The sequence below is a fragment of the Streptomyces sp. ISL-96 genome, from assembly GCF_018614035.1.
Lineage (GTDB): Bacteria > Actinomycetota > Actinomycetes > Streptomycetales > Streptomycetaceae > Streptomyces.
On the sequence record NZ_JAGGPA010000001.1, the window covers coordinates 130,215 to 147,214 of the forward strand.

Genomic DNA, 17,000 nt, shown 5'->3' on the forward strand with positions numbered 1-17,000 from the left:
CGTATCGCTCACACCCTGACCACGATGGTGATCAAGATGTAGACGATGATCATCAGAACGAAGAAGGACAGGTCGAGTGCCACGCCCCCGAGACGCAGCGGCGGAATGAACCGCCGCAGAAGCTTGAGCGGTGGATCGGTGACAGTGTAGGTGGCCTCCAGAACGACCACCATCGCCTTGCCGGGTTCCCATGAGCGCGCGAACTGGAAGACGTAATCCATGACCAGCCGGAAGATCAGCACGATGAGAAAACACATCAGCGCGATGTAGATCACGTCCAGTGCCACACTCATCTCGTGCTTCCCTCTCCCCGCGCTCTCACAACTCCGGCCTGCCGGCCGGGTTCGTTCCCGTTGTCATGTCTCAGCTCTGGTTGAAGAAACCGCCCTCTGCGATACGGGCCTTGTCCTCCGCCGTGACATCGACGTTAGCAGGCGACAACAGGAACACCTTCTGCGTCACTCGTTCAATGCTGCCATGCAGGCCGAAGACGAGTCCCGCCGCAAAGTCGACAAGTCGCTTCGCGTCCGTGTCGTCCATCTCGGTCAGGTTCATGATCACCGGCGTGCCCTCGCGGAAGTGTTCCCCGATGGTACGGGCCTCGTTGTAGGTCCGGGGGTGCAGCGTGGTGATGCGGTATGGCTCCCGCTCGGACACAACCTTGGGCATGATCACTGGTGCGTTCTTCTCCAGATTCGGACGTTCAGGTGTGATGGATGCCACGGGGGCAATACGTGCGGGTCGTCCGATTTCCGCGGAAAGCGGAGCGAGGTGGGGCGCAGGTTCGCGCTGCGGGGGCGGCTGCACCGCTCGGACCGGCTCTTCGTGCCGCTCCTGGTGCGGGGGCTGGTGCCGGCGGTGTTCCCGCTCGGGCTCCGGCTCGGGCTCGAAATCGTCATCGGGATCGAAACCCCGGCCGTCGTACCCATCGTCCTCCACGAGGCCGAGGTAGACCGCCATCTTGCGCATCGCGCCGGCCATTCTCTGAGTCCTCCGCTCTGTGGTGGATCGCCCTTGCTGCCAATCTCGCAGCGTCACCAAGTGCCCGCGATCCACTCGGCCCACCCACCTATCAGTGGGAATGACCATATTTTCTGCTGTGGTCCGACTTGCTTCGCGACGTTACCCGAGCCTGGGGCGGACTCCGAGCACCGCAGTACCGACGCGTACATGTGTCGCCCCGGCGGCCACGGCCTGCTCAAGGTCCGCACTCATCCCCGCGGAGACCATGTTCGCAGCAGGATGGGCGGCGCGCAGGCGGGATGAGAATTCCATCAGCCGCTCGAACGCCGCCTGTTCGCGCCCCGCGTACGGTCCGGCGAGCGGCGCGACCGTCATCAGTCCGCCGAGCTTCAGGCCCGGTGCGTCGGCCACCTTCGCGGCCAACTCCTCGATACCGTCGGGCGCGACACCGCCGCGCTCCCCCCGCTCGCCCGACTCCGCGTCGAGGGCCACCTGGACAAGGCAGTCCAGCTCGCGCCCGGCCCGTACCGCCGCCGTCGACAGCGCCGTAACGAGCTTCGCGCGGTCGACGGACTGCACAACATCGGCGTAACTCGCAACAGAACGGGCCTTATTGGTCTGAAGCTGTCCGACGAAGTGCCAGCTGACCGGCAGGTCCGCCGACTCGGCCGCCTTGGGAGCCGCCTCCTGGTCCTTGTTCTCCGCGACATGGCGTACGCCGAGCTCGGAGAGCAGGCGCACATCGCTCGCCGGGTACGTCTTGGTGACCACGATCAGGGTCACCTCCTCACGCGCCCGTCCCGCGGCGGCGCACGCAGCGGAGATACGTTCCTCCACCTGCGCGAGATTTGCGGCGAGTTGAGCCTTACGGTCCGTCATGTCCTACCTATCCAGCCAGACATATCCGGCGAGCCGCCCCGTGGTGCGGTCCCGGCGGTAAGAGAAGTGGTCGCGCGACTCCAGTGTGCAGACCGGCGACCGGCGCCGGTCGCGTACGCCGAGCGCTTCGAGCTGGGCGTGCACTCCGGCGGTCACATCGACGGCCGGTGTTCCCCAGCTGGTCTCCGACCAGGCCGCGGGCACGACTTCGGCGACCTCGGCCCGCATCCGCGCCGGTACTTCGTAACAGCGCCCGCAGACGGCGGGCCCCGTACGCGCGGTGATACGGGAAGGATCGGCGCCCAGAGTGATCATCGCCTCGACGGCGGCGGGAACCACCCCCGCGACCATGCCGGGGCGTCCGGCGTGGGCGGCCGCCGCGACACCGGCGACCGGGTCGGCCAGCAGAACGGGCGTGCAGTCCGCGGTGAGTACGGCGAGCGCGAGCCCGCGCCGCGTGGTCACGACCGCGTCCACGGAAGGAACTTCCGCGCCCCACGGCCCTTCGACCACCGCCACGTCCCGCCCGTGCACCTGGTTCATCCAGACGACCAGGTCGGGGTCGAGACCGAACGACTTGGCCGCGAGTTCCCGGTTGGCCAGCACGGCGGCCGGGTCGTCGCCGACCGCGCCGCCGAGATTGAGCTCCTCGTACGGAACGGCGCTCACCCCGCCCCACCTGTCGGTGAAGGCGAAGTGGGCGCCGCCCACGTGTATCGCGTCGTGCCGCACTGTCACTTCAAGAAGTCCGGGACATCCAGCTCTTCTGCCTGGCTGTCCTGGTGGTACGGGCGGGCCGGCGGCACGTGCGTCGCGGACGGGACCGGCGTGGCCGGCAGCTCGTGCGCCGGGGCGGCCTCGGCCTGGGCCGGGGCCGGCTCCTCGCGCTCGCGCGGCGGGACCGTACCGATGCCGCCGGCCGGCCGCGAAGTCTCGGCGGGCCGGGACGGCGCGGGCTCCTCGCGCTTGGCGGCCGCCCCCGAGCTGGCGCCGAGCACGTTCTCGCGGCGGGCCGGCGGCTGTCCGCCGTCGAAGCCCGCGGCGATGACGGTGACCCGTACCTCGTCGCCCAGCGCGTCGTCGATGACCGCGCCGAAGATGATGTTGGCCTCGGGGTGAGCGGCTTCGCTCACCAGCTGCGCGGCCTCGTTGATTTCGAAGAGACCGAGGTCCGAGCCGCCCGAGATGGAGAGCAGCACGCCACGGGCGCCGTCGATGGAGGCTTCCAGGAGGGGCGAGGAGATCGCCATCTCCGCCGCCGCCACCGCGCGGTCGTCGCCGCGCGCCGACCCGATGCCCATGAGAGCCGAACCGGCCTCGGACATGACCGACTTGACGTCGGCGAAGTCCAGGTTGATCAGACCGGGGGTGGTGATGAGGTCGGTGATGCCCTGGACACCGCTCAGCAGGACCTGGTCCGCCGACTTGAAGGCATCCAGCACGCTGACCTGACGGTCCGAAATGGACAGCAGCCGGTCGTTCGGGATGACGATGAGGGTGTCGACCTCTTCGCGGAGCTCGGCGATGCCGTCCTCCGCCTGGTTCGCGCGGCGCCGGCCCTCGAAGGTGAACGGGCGGGTGACCACACCGATCGTGAGGGCGCCGAGCGAGCGCGCGATGTTGGCGACGACGGGTGCGCCACCGGTTCCGGTGCCACCGCCTTCGCCGGCCGTGACGAAGACCATGTCGGCCCCCTTGAGGACCTCCTCGATCTCCTCGCGGTGGTCCTCTGCCGCCTTGCGGCCGACTGCCGGGTTGGCTCCGGCGCCGAGGCCGCGGGTCAGTTCACGTCCGACGTCGAGCTTGACGTCGGCGTCGCTCATCAACAGGGCTTGCGCGTCGGTGTTGATCGCGATGAACTCGACGCCCTTGAGACCGACCTCGATCATCCGGTTGATGGCATTGACACCACCGCCGCCGACACCGATGACCTTGATGACTGCGAGGTAGTTCTGCGGTGCTGCCACGTCGAAGGCCTCTCGCCTCGAGTTACGTGCCGCCGCGGGGTTGCAGCGCCGCGACGACTGATGCCGATTGGGACGGTCCGAACGCCGACCCGAACCCTAACGGTGAAGTTTAGGGTTACCAGTGTGTCTGTTCCTTGGACTCTCCGAACAGGACACTAAGTCGACAAGTGGCGCACGTTCAACGAACACGCCGAACCTCCCGTTTTTCTTTTCACCCTATGTGATCACCCATATCGCTGGCCAACCAGGGTGCTGGCCAGCACGAATGACCGTCAACTCCCTGACGCGGCGGGCGCGGTGGGCGCACTCACATTGAAGTGCCCGGCCCCCGGAGCTGCTTTCATGAGCGCCTTCAGTGCGCGCGCCTTCGCCTCGCCCTGCTCGGCGCTCCCCCAGATGACAATACGGTCCCCGTGGAGCCCCAGGGTGATGGAGTCGTACGAGCCGACCTGGATGGTGCGTACGTCGGGGGCCACGGTCGCCGGCAGGTCGCCCGTGACCCGTACCGCCTCACGGAGCAGTCGGTCCGCTCCGAAACGGCGCAGACTCGGGGAGTCGCCGGACGCCAATTCCAGCAGCGGTACGCCCGCGGGCGCCTTGGCGACCGTGGCGAACCGCACACTCTCATCGTCCACTTCGATGAAGTTTGCGCCCTTTTTCATGAGCAGTACCGGCTTTCGCTCGGTCACTTTCAGACCAATGCCGTGCGGCCATGAACGTACGACTTCCACCGAGTCGATACGGGGCAATTTCCGGCGCAGCCGGTCCTCGATGTCGTCCGTATCGATTGAAATCAGTGGCGCCCCGACCGGGACGGCCGCGGCATCCAGTACCTCATCGGGCGTCAGAACCTGTGTGCCCGACGCCTTCACCTGCTCCACGCGCAACCAGGAAGAGCCGTAAAGCACCCAGATTCCGCCCCCCGTACCCAGCACCGCCAGGACGAGCACCAGGATCAGGACGCCACGCCCGGGCAGCCGGAAGCGGCGGCCGGCTCCACCCCGACCGGCACCGCCGTGCGGCGGGCGGGCCGCCGACGACGCCTGCGCCTGTCGTTCACCGCGCTGGGCGGTCGTCGGTCCGGCCACTGCCTGTCGCCTCCTGGGGCCTGCGTCGGTGGGCCGTTCAGCCGGCCCTGCGTGCGGCGATCGCCTCGTACACCATGCCGACGAGCAGGTCGTCGGCGTCCCGGCGGCCGAACTCGGCGGCGGCGCGGGACATCTCGAAGAGCCGGTGCGGGTCCGCGAGGACCGGGAGCACCTCGCTCTGCACCCACTCGGGCGTCAGCGCCGCGTCGTCGACCAGCAGGCCGCCTCCGGCGTTGACCACCGGCTGGGCGTTGAGCCGCTGCTCGCCGTTGCCGATGGGCAGCGGGACGTACGCGGCGGGCAGCCCGACGGCGGAGAGTTCGGCGACGGTCATCGCGCCCGCGCGGCAGAGCATCATGTCGGCCGCGGCGTACGCGAGGTCCATCCGGTCCACGTACGGTACCGGGATGTACGGCGGCATTCCGGGCATGTTGTCCACCCGCGGCAGTTCGTTCTTGGGCCCGACCGCGTGCAGGATCTGGATGCCGGAGCGCTGGAGCACCGGCGCGACCTGCTGGATCACCTCGTTGAGGCGCCGGGCGCCCTGCGAGCCGCCGGAGACCAGCAGCGTCGGCAGGTTCGGGTCGAGGCCGAAGGCGGCACGCGCCTCGGGGCGGACCCGGGCCCGGTCGAGGGTGGCGATGGTGCGGCGCAGCGGGATGCCGATGTAGCGGGCGCCGCGCAGCTTGCTGTCGGGGGTGGAGACCGCCACGGCGTGCGCGTAGCGCGAGCCGATCTTGTTGGCGAGGCCCGGTCTGGCGTTGGCCTCGTGGACGATGATCGGTACGCCGAGGCGCTTGGCCGCGAGGTAGCCGGGCAGGGCGACGTAACCGCCGAAGCCGACGACGCAGTCCGCCTTCGTACGTTCCAGGATCTGCTCGGCGGCCTTGATCGTGCCGCGCAGCCGCCCGGGGACGGTGATCAGTTCGGGGGTGGGCCTGCGGGGCAGCGGGACCGCGGGGATGAGCCCGAGTTCGTAGCCGCGCTCGGGTACGAGCCTGGTCTCAAGTCCGCGCTCCGTGCCGAGGGCTGTGATGCCCACGGAAGGGTCCTGCCTCCGCAGTGCGTCCGCGAGGGCAAGCGCGGGCTCGATGTGGCCGGCGGTCCCCCCACCGGCGAGTACGACATGCACCGAAATTCACCGCTCTCCGGACGGACGCTTCTTGACGCGCCGTCTCATCGTCTTCCATCTCACCCCGGCCCCTTTGCCAAGGACAGTCCTTCGCATGGCCAGGGCGGCCTTCGCCGCGGGATCCTCTCGCGCGAAGGCGATCAGCAACCCTACGGCGAACATGGTCGGCAACAGGGACGAGCCCCCGTAGGAGAACAGCGGGAGCGGGACTCCGGCGATCGGCAGCAGGCCGAGCACCGCACCGATATTGACCACGGCCTGAGCCGTGATCCAGGTGGTCACACCTCCCGCGGCGTACCTCACGAAGGGGTCCTCCGTGCGTCCGGCCACGCGGATACCCGCATAGCCTAGAGCCGCGAAGAGGGCGAGTACCGACAGCGTCCCCGCCAGACCCAGTTCCTCGCCGGTGATGGCGAAGATGAAGTCGGTGTGCGGCTCGGGGAGTTGACCCCATTTCTCCACACTCGCACCCAGTCCGGAACCGAACCATCCGCCCGACGCCAGAGCATAGATTCCGTGCACCGCCTGCCAGCATTCACCCTTGGGGCCGAGGTCGGTCGCGCCGGTGCAGGCGAGGCGCGACATCCGGTTGGGGTTGCTGCTGATGAGGACGAAGCCGACGAATGCCGCGAAGCCGAGTACACCGGCGAAGAGCCGGGTGGGCGCGCCCGCGAGCCACAGCAGGCCGAAGAGGATCGCGGTGAGGAGGATCGCCGTACCCATGTCGCCGCCGAGCATGATCAGGCCGAGCAGCAGGAAGGCGACGGGGACGAGCGGCACCAGCATGTGCTTCCACTGGGTCAGCAGCCGCTTCTCCTGCTTGCGGGCGAGCAGGTCGGCCCCCCACAGGACGAGCGCCAGCTTGCCGAACTCGCTGGGCTGGAGCATGAAGGGGCCGCCCAGCGAGATCCAGTTCTGGTTGCCGCCGATCGCCACTCCTATCCCGGGGATCTGGACGAGCACCATCAGGAAGATGGACACGGCCAGCAGCGGGTACGAGAGCGCGCGGTGCAGCTTGGCGGGCATCCGGGAGGCGGCCAGCAGCAGAGCCGTGCCGATGAGCGCGGCGAGGAACTGTTTGCGGAAGAAGTACGAGGCGGGCAGCGACAGCTCCAGCGCCTTGATCATCGACGCCGAGTAGACCATCACGAGGCCGAGCACCGTGATCAGCAGGGCGCTGCCCAGGATGAGGTAGTACGCCGTGAGAGGCCGGTCCCAGGTGCGGCGCGCCTGCTCGTACAACCGGCGCGGACCGTTCTCGCCGGGCGGTCTCGGCAGGAACGCACCGCGGCGGCGCGTGGCGGCCGGACGGCGGGGGGTCCGCGCCCCGGCCGACTGCATCCTTGCCGTCCCGGCCCTCCCGGCCCCGGAGCGCCCGCGCAGCGCGGTGCGGCCGCGTGGGGCAGTGTCGTCGGCCAACATGTCGGCGTCCCCTCCACTCATGAGCTGCGCCGACCGGTCCGTGGCGCGGGGACCGGTCTCCTAATCGCGCTCCGCGGCCAACTCGCGTACGGCATCGGCGAACGCCTCGCCGCGCTTGTTGTAGTTGGTGTACATGTCCATGGAGGCGCAGGCCGGGGCCAGCAGGACCGTGTCCCCGGGCCGGGCGAGCCGCGCCGCTTCCCGCACCGCCGCCGACATCGCCCCAGTGTCGGTCCGGTCGAGGTCGACCACCGGTACTTCGGGCGCGTGTCGCGCGAGGGCTTCGCGGATGAGCGCGCGGTCGGCGCCGATGAGGACGGCGCCGCGCAGTCGCTTTGCCGACTTCTCGACGAGCTCGTCGAAGGTGGCGCCCTTGGCGAGGCCGCCCGCGATCCACACGATGGGGTCGTACGCCGCCAGAGAGGCCTCGGTGGCATGGGTGTTGGTGGCCTTGGAGTCGTCGACGTACGCGACACCGGCGACGTCCGCGACATGCTCGATGCGGTGCGCGTCGGGGCGGAACGCGCGCAGTCCGTCGCGTACGGCGGCGGGCTCGACGCCGTAGGCGCGGGCCAGGGCCGCGGCCGCCAGCGCGTTGGCGACGTTGTGCGGGGCCGGCGGGTTGACGTCCGCCACCTCGGCCAGCTCCTGCGCGTTCTTCTGGCGGTTCGTGACGAAGGCGCGGTCGACCAGGATGCCGTCGACGACACCGAGTTGGGAGGGCGCGGGCGGGCCGAGGGTGAAGCCGATCGCGCGGCAGCCCTCCTCGACGTCGGCCTCGCGGACCAGGTCCTCGGTCGCCGGGTCGGCCGCGTTGTAGACGCAGGCGACCTGGTTGCCCTGGTAGATCCGGCCCTTGTCGGCGGCGTACGCCTCCATGGAGCCGTGCCAGTCGAGGTGGTCGGGGGCGAGGTTCAGCACCGCCGCGGAGTGGGCGCGCAGCGAGGGCGCCCAGTGCAGCTGGTAGCTGGAGAGCTCGACGGCCAGTACGTCGTAGGGCTCGTCGCCGAGGACGGCGTCCAGCAGCGATACGCCGATGTTGCCGACGGCGGCGGTACGCAGGCCCGCGGCCTGAAGGATGGAGGCCAGCATGCGTACGGTCGTGGTCTTGCCATTGGTGCCGGTGACCGCGAGCCAGGGAGCTGGTTTTCTGCCGCCATGGCCCCGGAGCCGCCAGGCCAGCTCTACGTCGCCCCAGATCTCCACGCCCGCCTCGGCGGCGGCCAGGAAGAGTGGCTTGTCGGGCTTCCAGCCGGGCGCGGTGACGATCAGCTCGGTGCCCTCGGGGAGGGTCGCGCCGTCGCCGAGGCGCACGGTGACGCCCAGGGCTTCGAGTTCGGCGGCCTGGGCGCGGGAGCGCTCGTCGTCGCCGTCGTTGACGACGGTGACGTGTGCCCCCAGGCCCCGCAGCACACGTGCCGCGGGGATCCCGGAGACGCCAAGACCCGCGACGGTCACCCGCTTGCCGGTCCAGGTCACTTCTGTCACTTGTCGGCCGCCCAGCCCGCGTAGAAGAGCCCCAGACCGATGATGACGCACATGCCCTGGATGATCCAGAAGCGGACCACCACAAGGACTTCGGACCAGCCCTTGAGCTCGAAGTGGTGCTGGAGCGGCGCCATCTTGAAGACGCGCTTGCCGGTCATCTTGAACGAGCCGACCTGGATCACGACGGACATCGTGATGAGGACGAACAGGCCGCCGAGGAGCGCCATCAGGAACTCGGTGCGCGAGCAGATCGCCAGACCCGCGAGCGCGCCGCCGAGGGCGAGCGAGCCGGTGTCACCCATGAAGATCTTGGCGGGCGAGGTGTTCCACCACAGGAAGCCGAAGCAGGCGCCCATCAGGGCCGCCGCGACGACCGCGAGGTCCAGTGGATCTCGTACTTCGAAACAGGCTTCCGGGTTGGTCAGGCTCGGCGCGTCCGCACAGGACTCCTGGAACTGCCAGAGACCGATGAAGGTGTACGCGCCGAAGACCATCACGGAGGCGCCGGTGGCGAGTCCGTCGAGGCCGTCGGTGAGGTTCACACCGTTCGACATCGCCAGGATCATGAACAGCGCCCAGACCACGAACAGCACCGGGCCGATCGACCAGCCGAAGTCCTGGACGAAGGAGAGCCTGGTGGAGGCCGGGGCGTTGCCGCGGATGTCCTTGAACTGCAGGGCCAGCACGGCGAACGCGATGCCGACGATCAGCTGTCCGGCCATCTTCGCCTTGGCCCGCAGGCCCAGCGAACGCTGCTTGACGATCTTGATGTAGTCGTCGAGGAAGCCGACCAGGCCCATGCCCGCCATGAGGAAGAGCACCAGCAGGCCGGAGACGCTCGGCTTCTCGCCGGTGATCACCTTCGCCAGGGCGTACGCGATGAGCGTGGCCAGGATGAAGGCGATGCCGCCCATGGTCGGGGTGCCGCGCTTGCCGTGGTGGCCGCGCGGACCGTCGTCCCGGATGAACTGCCCGTATCCCTTGCGGGCCAGCAGTTTGATGAGCAGCGGGGTGCCGATCAGGGTCAGGAAGAGACCGATGGCTCCCGCGAAGAGGATCTGCCTCATCGGCCGGTGACCTCGCCCTCGGTGCGGTGGTCGAGGAGCGCCTGCGCGACTCGCTCGAGACCGACCGACCTGGAAGCCTTCACCAGCACGACGTCTCCCGGACGCAGTTCACTGCGCAACAGGTCGACCGCCGCTTGCGCGTCGGACACGTGCACCGACTCCTCACCCCACGAACCCTCGTTGTAAGCGCCCAGCTGCAGCCAGGACGCTTCCCTGCCCCCGACTGCCACGAGCTTGCTGACGTTGAGCCGGACGGCGAGCCGTCCGACCGCGTCGTGCTCGGTGAGCGAATCGTCACCCAGCTCGGCCATCTGACCGAGCACCGCCCACGTACGCCCACCCTTTGCCTGGGAGGCCCTGCCCATTGCCGCGAGCGCGCGCAGAGCGGCTCGCATGGACTCGGGGTTCGCGTTGTAGGCGTCGTTGACGATCGTCACACCGTCCGGACGCTCGGTGACCTCCATGCGCCAGCGGGAGAGGGTGCCCGCCTCGGAGAGCGCGGTGGCGATCTCGTCCACGGACATGCCCAGCTCATGGGCGACGGCGGCCGCGGCGAGCGCGTTCGACACGTGGTGCTCACCGTACAGCCGCATGGTCACGTCACTGCACCCGGTGGGTGTGCGAAGACTGAAGGCCGGCCGGCCATTCTCCATGAGCCGGACATTCTCGGCGCGTACGTCGGCGTCCGCGGCCTCGCCGAAGAGCACGACCCGCGCTTTTGTACGGGACACCATGGCCCGTACGAGCTGGTCGTCGGCGTTGAGCACGGCCACCCCGCCCGCGTCCGCCGGCGGCAGCGCCTCGACCATCTCGCCCTTGGCCTCGGCGATCTGCTCGCGGCCGCCGAACTCACCGATGTGAGCGGTGCCGACATTCAGTACGAGTCCGATGTGCGGCGGGGTCAGCCCGGCGAGGTACCGGATGTGGCCGATGCCGCGCGCGCCCATTTCGAGGACCAGGTGCTCGGTCTCCTCGGTGGCGCGCAGCGCGGTGAGCGGCAGGCCGATCTCGTTGTTGAGGGAGCCGGGCGTCCAGACCGTGGGGGCCTTGCGCTCCAGGAGCTGGGCGATCAGGTCCTTGGTGGACGTCTTGCCGGCCGAGCCGGTGAGGGCGACGACCTTCGTGCCGAGCCGTCCGACGACGGCCCGTGCCAGGGCGCCCAGCGCCTCGGTGACATCGTCGACGACGATGGCGGGTACGCCGACGGGGCGGGTGGCCAGCACGGCTGCCGCACCGGAGGCGACGGCCCGCTCGGCGTAGTCGTGGCCGTCGACTTTCTCGCCCGCGAAGGCGGCGAAGAGGCTGCCGGGCTTCACTTCGCGCGAGTCGATGACTACGGGGCCGGTCACCGGCAGGGCGCTGTCCGGTATGTCGTGCGACTGCCCGCCGGTGATCTCGGCGATCTCGGCGAGGGAGAGTGCGATCACTGGGCCACCCCGCCGTCCTGGGTCAGTGCGGCGGCGCGGATCGCGGCGCGCAGTACCTGGCGGTCGTCGAAGGGGCGTACCACTCCGGCGATGTCCTGGCCCTGCTCGTGCCCCTTGCCCGCGACGAGCACGGTGTCACCGGGCTTCGCGCGGGCGACCGCGGCCGCGATGGCCGAGGCCCGGTCGGCGTCGACCAGGACGTCGCCGCGCTCGTGCGCGGGCACCTCGGCGGCGCCGGCGAGCATCGCCGCGAGGATCGCGAGGGGGTCCTCGGAGCGCGGGTTGTCGGAGGTCAGTACGGCCGTGTCGGCGAGGCGGGCGGCGGCGGCGCCCATCGAGGGCCGCTTCTGCTTGTCGCGGTCGCCGCCGCAGCCGAGCACGATGTGCAGCTCCCCCTCGGTGACCTTGCGCAGCGCGCGCAGGACCGATTCGACAGCGTCCGTCTTGTGGGCGTAGTCGACGACGGCGAGGTACGGCTGGCCCGCGTCCACGCGCTCCAGGCGGCCCGGTACGCCGGGGACGGCGGCGATGCCGTCGGCGGCGGTCTGCGGGTCGACGCCCGCCACGGCGAGCGTGACGATCGCGGCGAGCGTGTTGGCGACGTTGAAGGGGCCGGCCAGCGGGGCGGTCGCGGTGATGCGCTCGTCCTTGGGGCCGACGGCCGTGAACGTACTGGTGAACGGGCCGACCTCGACGCCCTCGGCGCGCCAGTCGGCGTCCGGGTGGCCCTCGGCGGAGAAGGAGGTGACCGGGACGCCGGACTCGGTGATGAGCCGGCGGCCGTACTCGTCGTCGAAGTTCACGACGCCGGTCCTGCTGCGCTCCGGGGTGAAGAGACGTGCCTTCGCCTGGAAGTAGTCCTCCATGCCGGAGTGGAATTCCATGTGCTCGGGGCTCAGATTGTTGAAGACCGCGACGTCGAAAACGCAGCCGTCGACCCGGCCGAGCACCAGCGCGTGGCTGGAAACCTCCATGGCGACCGCCTCGACCCCGCGTTCGCGCATGACGGCGAAGAGGGCCTGGAGGTCGGTGGCCTCGGGGGTGGTGCGCTCGGACTTGATGCGCTCGTCGCCGATGCGCATCTCGACCGTACCGATCAGACCGGTCTTTTTCCCGGCTGCCTGCAGACCGCCCTCGACCAGGTACGCCGTGGTGGTCTTGCCGGAGGTGCCGGTGATGCCGATCTGGAGGAGACCGCTGCCCGGGTGGCCGTAGATCTCAGTGGCGAGCTCGCCCATCCGGCCGCGTGGGTCCTCGACGACCAGGGCCGGCAGGCCCGTGGCCTCGGCCCGTGCGGCGCCGGCCGGATCGGTGAGGATCGCGGCCGCGCCGAGACCCGCCGCCTGCGTGGCGAAGTCGGCGCCGTGGAGGCGCGCCCCTGGCAGGGCGGCGTACAGGTCGCCTGGCCTCACCGCACGGGAGTCGTGCGTGATACCGGTGACCTCGGCCGCGCTTTCGACGGCTGGGGGCTCGATACCCAGCCGTTCGGCCAGCTCCCCGAGGGGTGTCGGGCGGACCTGGACCGGCCGGGGCGCTCCGGGGTACGTCACCGGGGCGTCCTTCTGGGTGGTTTGGGACTGATCAGCGTGTGGCACGGCGGTGAGCGTACCGGGCGTACCCGGCCCCTCGCGAAACGAGGGGTGGGGGTCTTCGGAGTTCCCGGAGTTTCGGGTGATGGTTGTCACTGGTGGTCCTGAGTCACTCGCCGGGTGTGAAGGACACCGGCAGCCGGGCGGGCTTGCTGCCGGTCGGTGCGACCTGGAGGGTCTTGAGTGCGAACTCCATAACCTTCTTGTAGATGGGGCCGCAGATCTGGCCGCCGAAGTAACTGCCCCTGGTCGGGTTCTGGATGGCGCAGTAGACGGTGACCCGCGGCTTGTCGGCGGGCGCGAATCCGGCAAACGAGGCGGTGTAGCCCTTGTAGCGTCCGGTGGCCGGATCCACCCGGTTGGACGTGCCGGTCTTTCCGCCGACGCGGTAGCCGGGGATACGGGCCTTGGTCCCCGTACCCTCCTCGTCGTCGACGACCGATTCCAGCATGGTGGCCACCGTCTTGGCGGTCTTCTCGCTGACCACGCGGGTCTTCTTGGGCGCCGGGGCCGGGGTGAAGCGGCCGTCCGGGCCCTTGGTGCCGCGGATCAGCGTTGGCTGGATCCGTACGCCGCCGTTGGCGATCGTCGAGTAGACCGAGGCCGCCTGCATGGCGTTCAGCGAGAGGCCCTGGCCGAACGGGATCGTGTACTGCTGGGAGGTGCTCCAGTCCTTGGGCGCGGCCAGGATGCCCGCCGTCTCGCCGGGGTAGCCGAGGCCGCTGGGGCTGCCGAGGCCGAACTTGCGCAGGTAGGAGTGGAGGACCTGGTTGGCCTCGCGCCGGGTCTTGCCGAGCTGCTCGGTGGCCAGGATGGTGCCGATGTTGCTGGACTTCGCGAGCACGCCGTTGAGCGTCAGGTACCAGGTGGGGTGGTCGATGTCGTCCTTGAACAGCCGGTCGCCCCGGTGCAGCCGGTTCGGTACGACGACGTGGGTGCCCGGCGCCGCGGCGTTCTCCTCCAGTACTGCGGCCATGGACATGACCTTGGCGGTGGAGCCCGGTTCGTACGCGTCCTGAAGGGCGGCGTTGCCCATGGCGGCGGCGTCGGCCTGCGAGAGGTCGTTGGGGTCGAAACCGGGCGAATTGGCCATGGCGAGGACCTCGCCGGTGCGGGTGTCCTGGACTATCACGTAGCCACGGTCCGCCCCGGACTTCTCCACCTGCTTGCTGATGGCGTCCTGGGCGGCCCACTGGATGTCTCGGTCGATGGTCAGCTCGATGTCGGAGCCGGGCACGGCGGGGACCTCGCGGGCGCCGACGGTGGGGACTCGGCGGCCGCCGGACTGGGCGTATTTGATCTCCCCGTCCTTACCGGCGAGCTCCTCGTCCAGCTGGGTCTCCAGGCCGCCCGCGCCCTTGCCCTCGGCGTTGACGTAACCGAGTATCCCGGCGGCGAGATCACCGTTGGGGTAGACGCGCTTGCTGCTGGCCTCCTGGAAGACGCCGGCGAGGACGTTGACGCCCTTGCCGCCCTTGGCCTTGTCTGCGGCGGCCTTCTCGGCGAAGACGCTCTTGAGGTCCTTGATCTGGTTCCAGATCTGCGGCGTCTGGCGATGGGCCAGGAGGACGTACAGGCTCTTGGGCGTCCGCAGCTTCTTCGCCAGGTCGTCCGCGTCCTTGCGGAGGATCGGTGCGAGGAGCGCCGCGGCCTGCTCGGGAGCGTCCGGGGTCTTGGTGAACTTCGCGGTGAACATCGACGGGTCGGCCGTGATGTTGTGCGCGTCGACGCTGGTGGCCAGCGCGATGCCGCCGCGGTCGGTGATCTGGCCGCGCTCGGCGGCCAGTGTGGCGCTGGAGTACCGGTTCTTCTCCGCCTTGGCGGTGTACGTGCTCGCGTCGACGGCCTGGACCTGGAGCAGCCGTACGACGAAGGCCAGCATGACCAGGGTCAGCCCGACGCCGACCAGCCGCAGCCTGGGCCGGGGGCTGCCGAGGACCAGAGCGCGCCCGGCCCTGGGCGCGGGGCGGGGCCGCCCGACCGGGGGGCGCGCCTTGGGCCGCGCGGCGGGCCTGGGCCGCCCGCCGCTGTGCGGGCGCCCGGGGCCGGGCACGCGGCGGCGCGGTGGTTCCTGGGGGGGCACTGCGTCACCTGCCGGGGGTCGTGGTCGGCTTCGCGGACGGGCTGCGGGCGGGCTACGGAGGGGCTGCTGGCGGACTGGCGGACTGTTGATGTGGCTTGTGGCGGGCTTACGGGACGGGAACGGCGGCGGGCGGGCCCACGGGAGCCGGGGCGGACGCGGGCGAGGACGGCGTCGGGGCGGACGGGACGGAGGAGACGGAGGGCGCCGACGCGGCCGGTGGGGCAGGCGGGCCCAGCACGGGGAAGCTCAGCGGTGCGGTGCGGGGGGCGACGGCTCCGGCGGACGCCCGGGACGGTACGCCCCGGACCGAGCCGTCGGGGTTGAGGAACGCGGGGCTGCCGCCGGGCACCATGCCCAGTTCGCGGGCCCTGCGCTCCAGGGCGCCGGGCGCGGACCGGTCGTCCACGTACTGCTGGAGTTCCTGTTCCTTGTCGGTCAGCTCGGTGGTGCGCTTCTTGAGTTCGCTCAGCTTGAACGAGCCTTCGTTGAGCGAGGAGTTCAGCAGCAGCAGCGTGATGAGACCGCCGCCGAGCAGCAGCACGACCAGCAGCACGAAGGGGGTCCTGGCCGCCTGGGCGGGACCCGACGGCATCAGCCGCGACAACCGCGCGGCCCGCCCCTTCAGCTGCTTGGCCGGCTTGGTCACAGCACGTCCTCCCGGATGCGCTGCGCCCCGCGCAGCCGGGCCGGGGCGGCGCGGCGGTTCTCCGCGATCTCTTCGTCCGTAGGCAGTTCCGCGCCGCGCGTCAGCAGCTTCAGCCTCGGCTGGTACTGCTCGGGTACGACCGGCAGGCCGGGCGGCGCCGTGTTGGCGGCGCCCGCCGCGAAGACCTGCTTGACCAGCCGGTCTTCCAGCGAGTGGTACGAGAGGACCGCGATCCGGCCGTCCACGGCGAGCGTTTTCACCGCCGCCGGGATGGCCCGCTCCAGCACGCTGAGCTCACCGTTCACCTCGATGCGCAGCGCCTGGAAAGTGCGCTTGGCAGGGTTGCCACCCGTGCGCTTGGCGGCCTGCGGCAGTGCGTCGCGGATCAGCTCGACGAGCCGGGCGCTGTTGCTGAAGGGCTCCTTCTCGCGCTCACGCACGATCGCGGAGACGATTCTCTTGGCCTGCTTCTCCTCGCCGTACTGCCGCAGGATGCGGACCAGCTCGCCCGGCGGGTACGTGTTGAGGACCTCGGCCGCGCTGACACCCGTCGTCTGGTCCATGCGCATGTCGAGCGGGGCGTCGTGGGCGTACGCGAAACCGCGCTCGCGCTCGTCGAGCTGCATCGAGGAGACGCCGAGGTCGAAGAGGATGCCCTGGACGCGGGGGACGGAGAGCCGCTCCAGGACTTCGGGCAGCTCGTCGTAGACGGCGTGCACCAGAGTGGCCCGGTCACCGAACGGGGCGAGCCGCTCGCCGGAGAGCCGCAGCGCCTCCTTGTCACGGTCGAGCGCGATCAGCCGCGCCTCGGGGAATGCGGTGAGCAGGGCCTCGCTGTGCCCGCCGAGACCCAGGGTGCAGTCCACAACCACTGCCCCCGGCTTGTCGAGGGCCGGGGCCAACAGGTCCAGGCATCGCTGGAGCATCACCGGGACGTGTCGGGACTGGCTCAATGCGCCCTCTCAGGTACCGGCGCGGTTGTGTACGTACGGCCTGGTCCCCCTCCGCTCGAAAGGGGACGGCCTGCCGGCGCCGGGGAAGTGGCGTCGGCCGACCGGCGAGCGGGAGGAGGCCGGGCCGTACGTACGCCGCGCACGCGGGAGTACTTCAAAATGTGCGGGATGTGTCCGTAAAGCAGTAAGGGACGCATCACGCCACCCACTTCGCGTCACTTTAGTCGACTCGTCCGCCCGGTCAATCAACGGGCGAGCGCGTCGCCCCGCCTTGCGTTCACCCGTACGGAGGGTGC

At 70.1% G+C, this 17,000-nt stretch carries 15 protein-coding genes; all 15 read right to left on the reverse strand.

The window, feature by feature from the left end; genetic code table 11:
- Positions 1-8: 8 nt before the first annotated feature.
- Positions 9-293, reverse strand: coding sequence for a YggT family protein (locus tag J7E96_RS00565; RefSeq protein ID WP_214977449.1), 285 nt, complete (start codon positions 291-293; stop codon positions 9-11).
- A gap of 70 nt (positions 294-363) precedes the next feature.
- Positions 364-981 carry a cell division protein SepF gene (locus tag J7E96_RS00570; RefSeq protein WP_215126246.1) on the reverse strand — a complete coding sequence of 206 codons (618 nt, stop codon included), beginning with the start codon at positions 979-981 and terminating at the stop codon, positions 364-366.
- A gap of 141 nt (positions 982-1,122) precedes the next feature.
- Positions 1,123-1,842 (reverse strand): YggS family pyridoxal phosphate-dependent enzyme, encoded by a 720-nt coding sequence (locus J7E96_RS00575; RefSeq protein ID WP_215126248.1) that lies wholly within the window; start codon positions 1,840-1,842, stop codon positions 1,123-1,125.
- 3 nt (positions 1,843-1,845) lie between these two features.
- Positions 1,846-2,553, reverse strand: a complete 708-nt coding sequence (gene pgeF / locus J7E96_RS00580; protein WP_215126485.1) for a peptidoglycan editing factor PgeF — start codon at positions 2,551-2,553, stop codon at positions 1,846-1,848.
- A 23-nt stretch (positions 2,554-2,576) separates the two neighbouring features.
- Entirely contained in the window at positions 2,577-3,809 is a 1,233-nt protein-coding gene (ftsZ, locus tag J7E96_RS00585) for a cell division protein FtsZ (RefSeq protein WP_215126249.1), read from the reverse strand.
- 272 nt (positions 3,810-4,081) lie between these two features.
- Positions 4,082-4,897, reverse strand: coding sequence for an FtsQ-type POTRA domain-containing protein (locus tag J7E96_RS00590; protein WP_215126250.1), 816 nt, complete (start codon positions 4,895-4,897; stop codon positions 4,082-4,084).
- A gap of 37 nt (positions 4,898-4,934) precedes the next feature.
- Positions 4,935-6,029: an undecaprenyldiphospho-muramoylpentapeptide beta-N-acetylglucosaminyltransferase gene (gene murG / locus J7E96_RS00595; RefSeq protein ID WP_215126251.1), complete on the reverse strand. Its 1,095-nt coding sequence runs from the start codon at positions 6,027-6,029 to the stop codon at positions 4,935-4,937.
- A gap of 6 nt (positions 6,030-6,035) precedes the next feature.
- Positions 6,036-7,370, reverse strand: coding sequence for a putative lipid II flippase FtsW (ftsW, locus tag J7E96_RS00600; protein WP_215126487.1), 1,335 nt, complete (start codon positions 7,368-7,370; stop codon positions 6,036-6,038).
- Between the two features lie 141 nt (positions 7,371-7,511).
- The gene (gene murD / locus J7E96_RS00605) at positions 7,512-8,930 is read right to left on the reverse strand and encodes a UDP-N-acetylmuramoyl-L-alanine--D-glutamate ligase (protein WP_374196627.1); all 1,419 of its coding nucleotides are present in this window, start codon (positions 8,928-8,930) and stop codon (positions 7,512-7,514) included.
- Between the two features lie 5 nt (positions 8,931-8,935).
- A complete protein-coding gene (gene mraY, locus J7E96_RS00610) occupies positions 8,936-10,006 on the reverse strand; it encodes a phospho-N-acetylmuramoyl-pentapeptide-transferase (RefSeq protein ID WP_215126253.1) in 1,071 nt (356 codons plus the stop codon).
- On the reverse strand, positions 10,003-11,433 hold the full coding sequence (murF, locus tag J7E96_RS00615) for a UDP-N-acetylmuramoyl-tripeptide--D-alanyl-D-alanine ligase (protein WP_215126256.1): 1,431 nt from the start codon (positions 11,431-11,433) through the stop codon (positions 10,003-10,005). The genes mraY and murF overlap by 4 nt, the downstream gene beginning before the upstream one ends.
- Positions 11,430-13,118 (reverse strand): UDP-N-acetylmuramoyl-L-alanyl-D-glutamate--2,6-diaminopimelate ligase, encoded by a 1,689-nt coding sequence (locus J7E96_RS00620; protein WP_215126258.1) that lies wholly within the window; start codon positions 13,116-13,118, stop codon positions 11,430-11,432. Before J7E96_RS00620 ends, murF begins: the two co-directional genes overlap by 4 nt.
- A 13-nt stretch (positions 13,119-13,131) precedes the next feature.
- Positions 13,132-15,105 (reverse strand): penicillin-binding protein 2, encoded by a 1,974-nt coding sequence (locus tag J7E96_RS00625; RefSeq protein ID WP_215126260.1) that lies wholly within the window; start codon positions 15,103-15,105, stop codon positions 13,132-13,134.
- Positions 15,106-15,211: 106 nt separating this feature from the next.
- Positions 15,212-15,751 (reverse strand): hypothetical protein, encoded by a 540-nt coding sequence (locus tag J7E96_RS00630; protein WP_215126262.1) that lies wholly within the window; start codon positions 15,749-15,751, stop codon positions 15,212-15,214.
- Complete coding sequence (gene rsmH, locus J7E96_RS00635; protein WP_215126264.1) at positions 15,748-16,704, reverse strand: 16S rRNA (cytosine(1402)-N(4))-methyltransferase RsmH; 957 nt, start codon at positions 16,702-16,704, stop codon at positions 15,748-15,750. The genes J7E96_RS00630 and rsmH overlap by 4 nt, the downstream gene beginning before the upstream one ends.
- Between the last annotated feature and the right edge of the window lie 296 nt (positions 16,705-17,000).

Bases quoted from the DNA above. Each gene is read 5' to 3' on its own strand.
- mraY (WP_215126253.1), bottom strand. From the start codon at position 10,006: ATGAGGCAGATCCTCTTCGCGGGAGCCATCGGTCTCTTCCTGACCCTG.
- J7E96_RS00565 (WP_214977449.1), bottom strand. From the start codon at position 293: ATGAGTGTGGCACTGGACGTGATCTACATCGCGCTGATGTGTTTTCTC.
- ftsW (WP_215126487.1), bottom strand. From the start codon at position 7,370: ATGCAGTCGGCCGGGGCGCGGACCCCCCGCCGTCCGGCCGCCACGCGC.
- J7E96_RS00575 (WP_215126248.1), bottom strand. From the start codon at position 1,842: ATGACGGACCGTAAGGCTCAACTCGCCGCAAATCTCGCGCAGGTGGAG.
- J7E96_RS00570 (WP_215126246.1), bottom strand. From the start codon at position 981: ATGGCCGGCGCGATGCGCAAGATGGCGGTCTACCTCGGCCTCGTGGAG.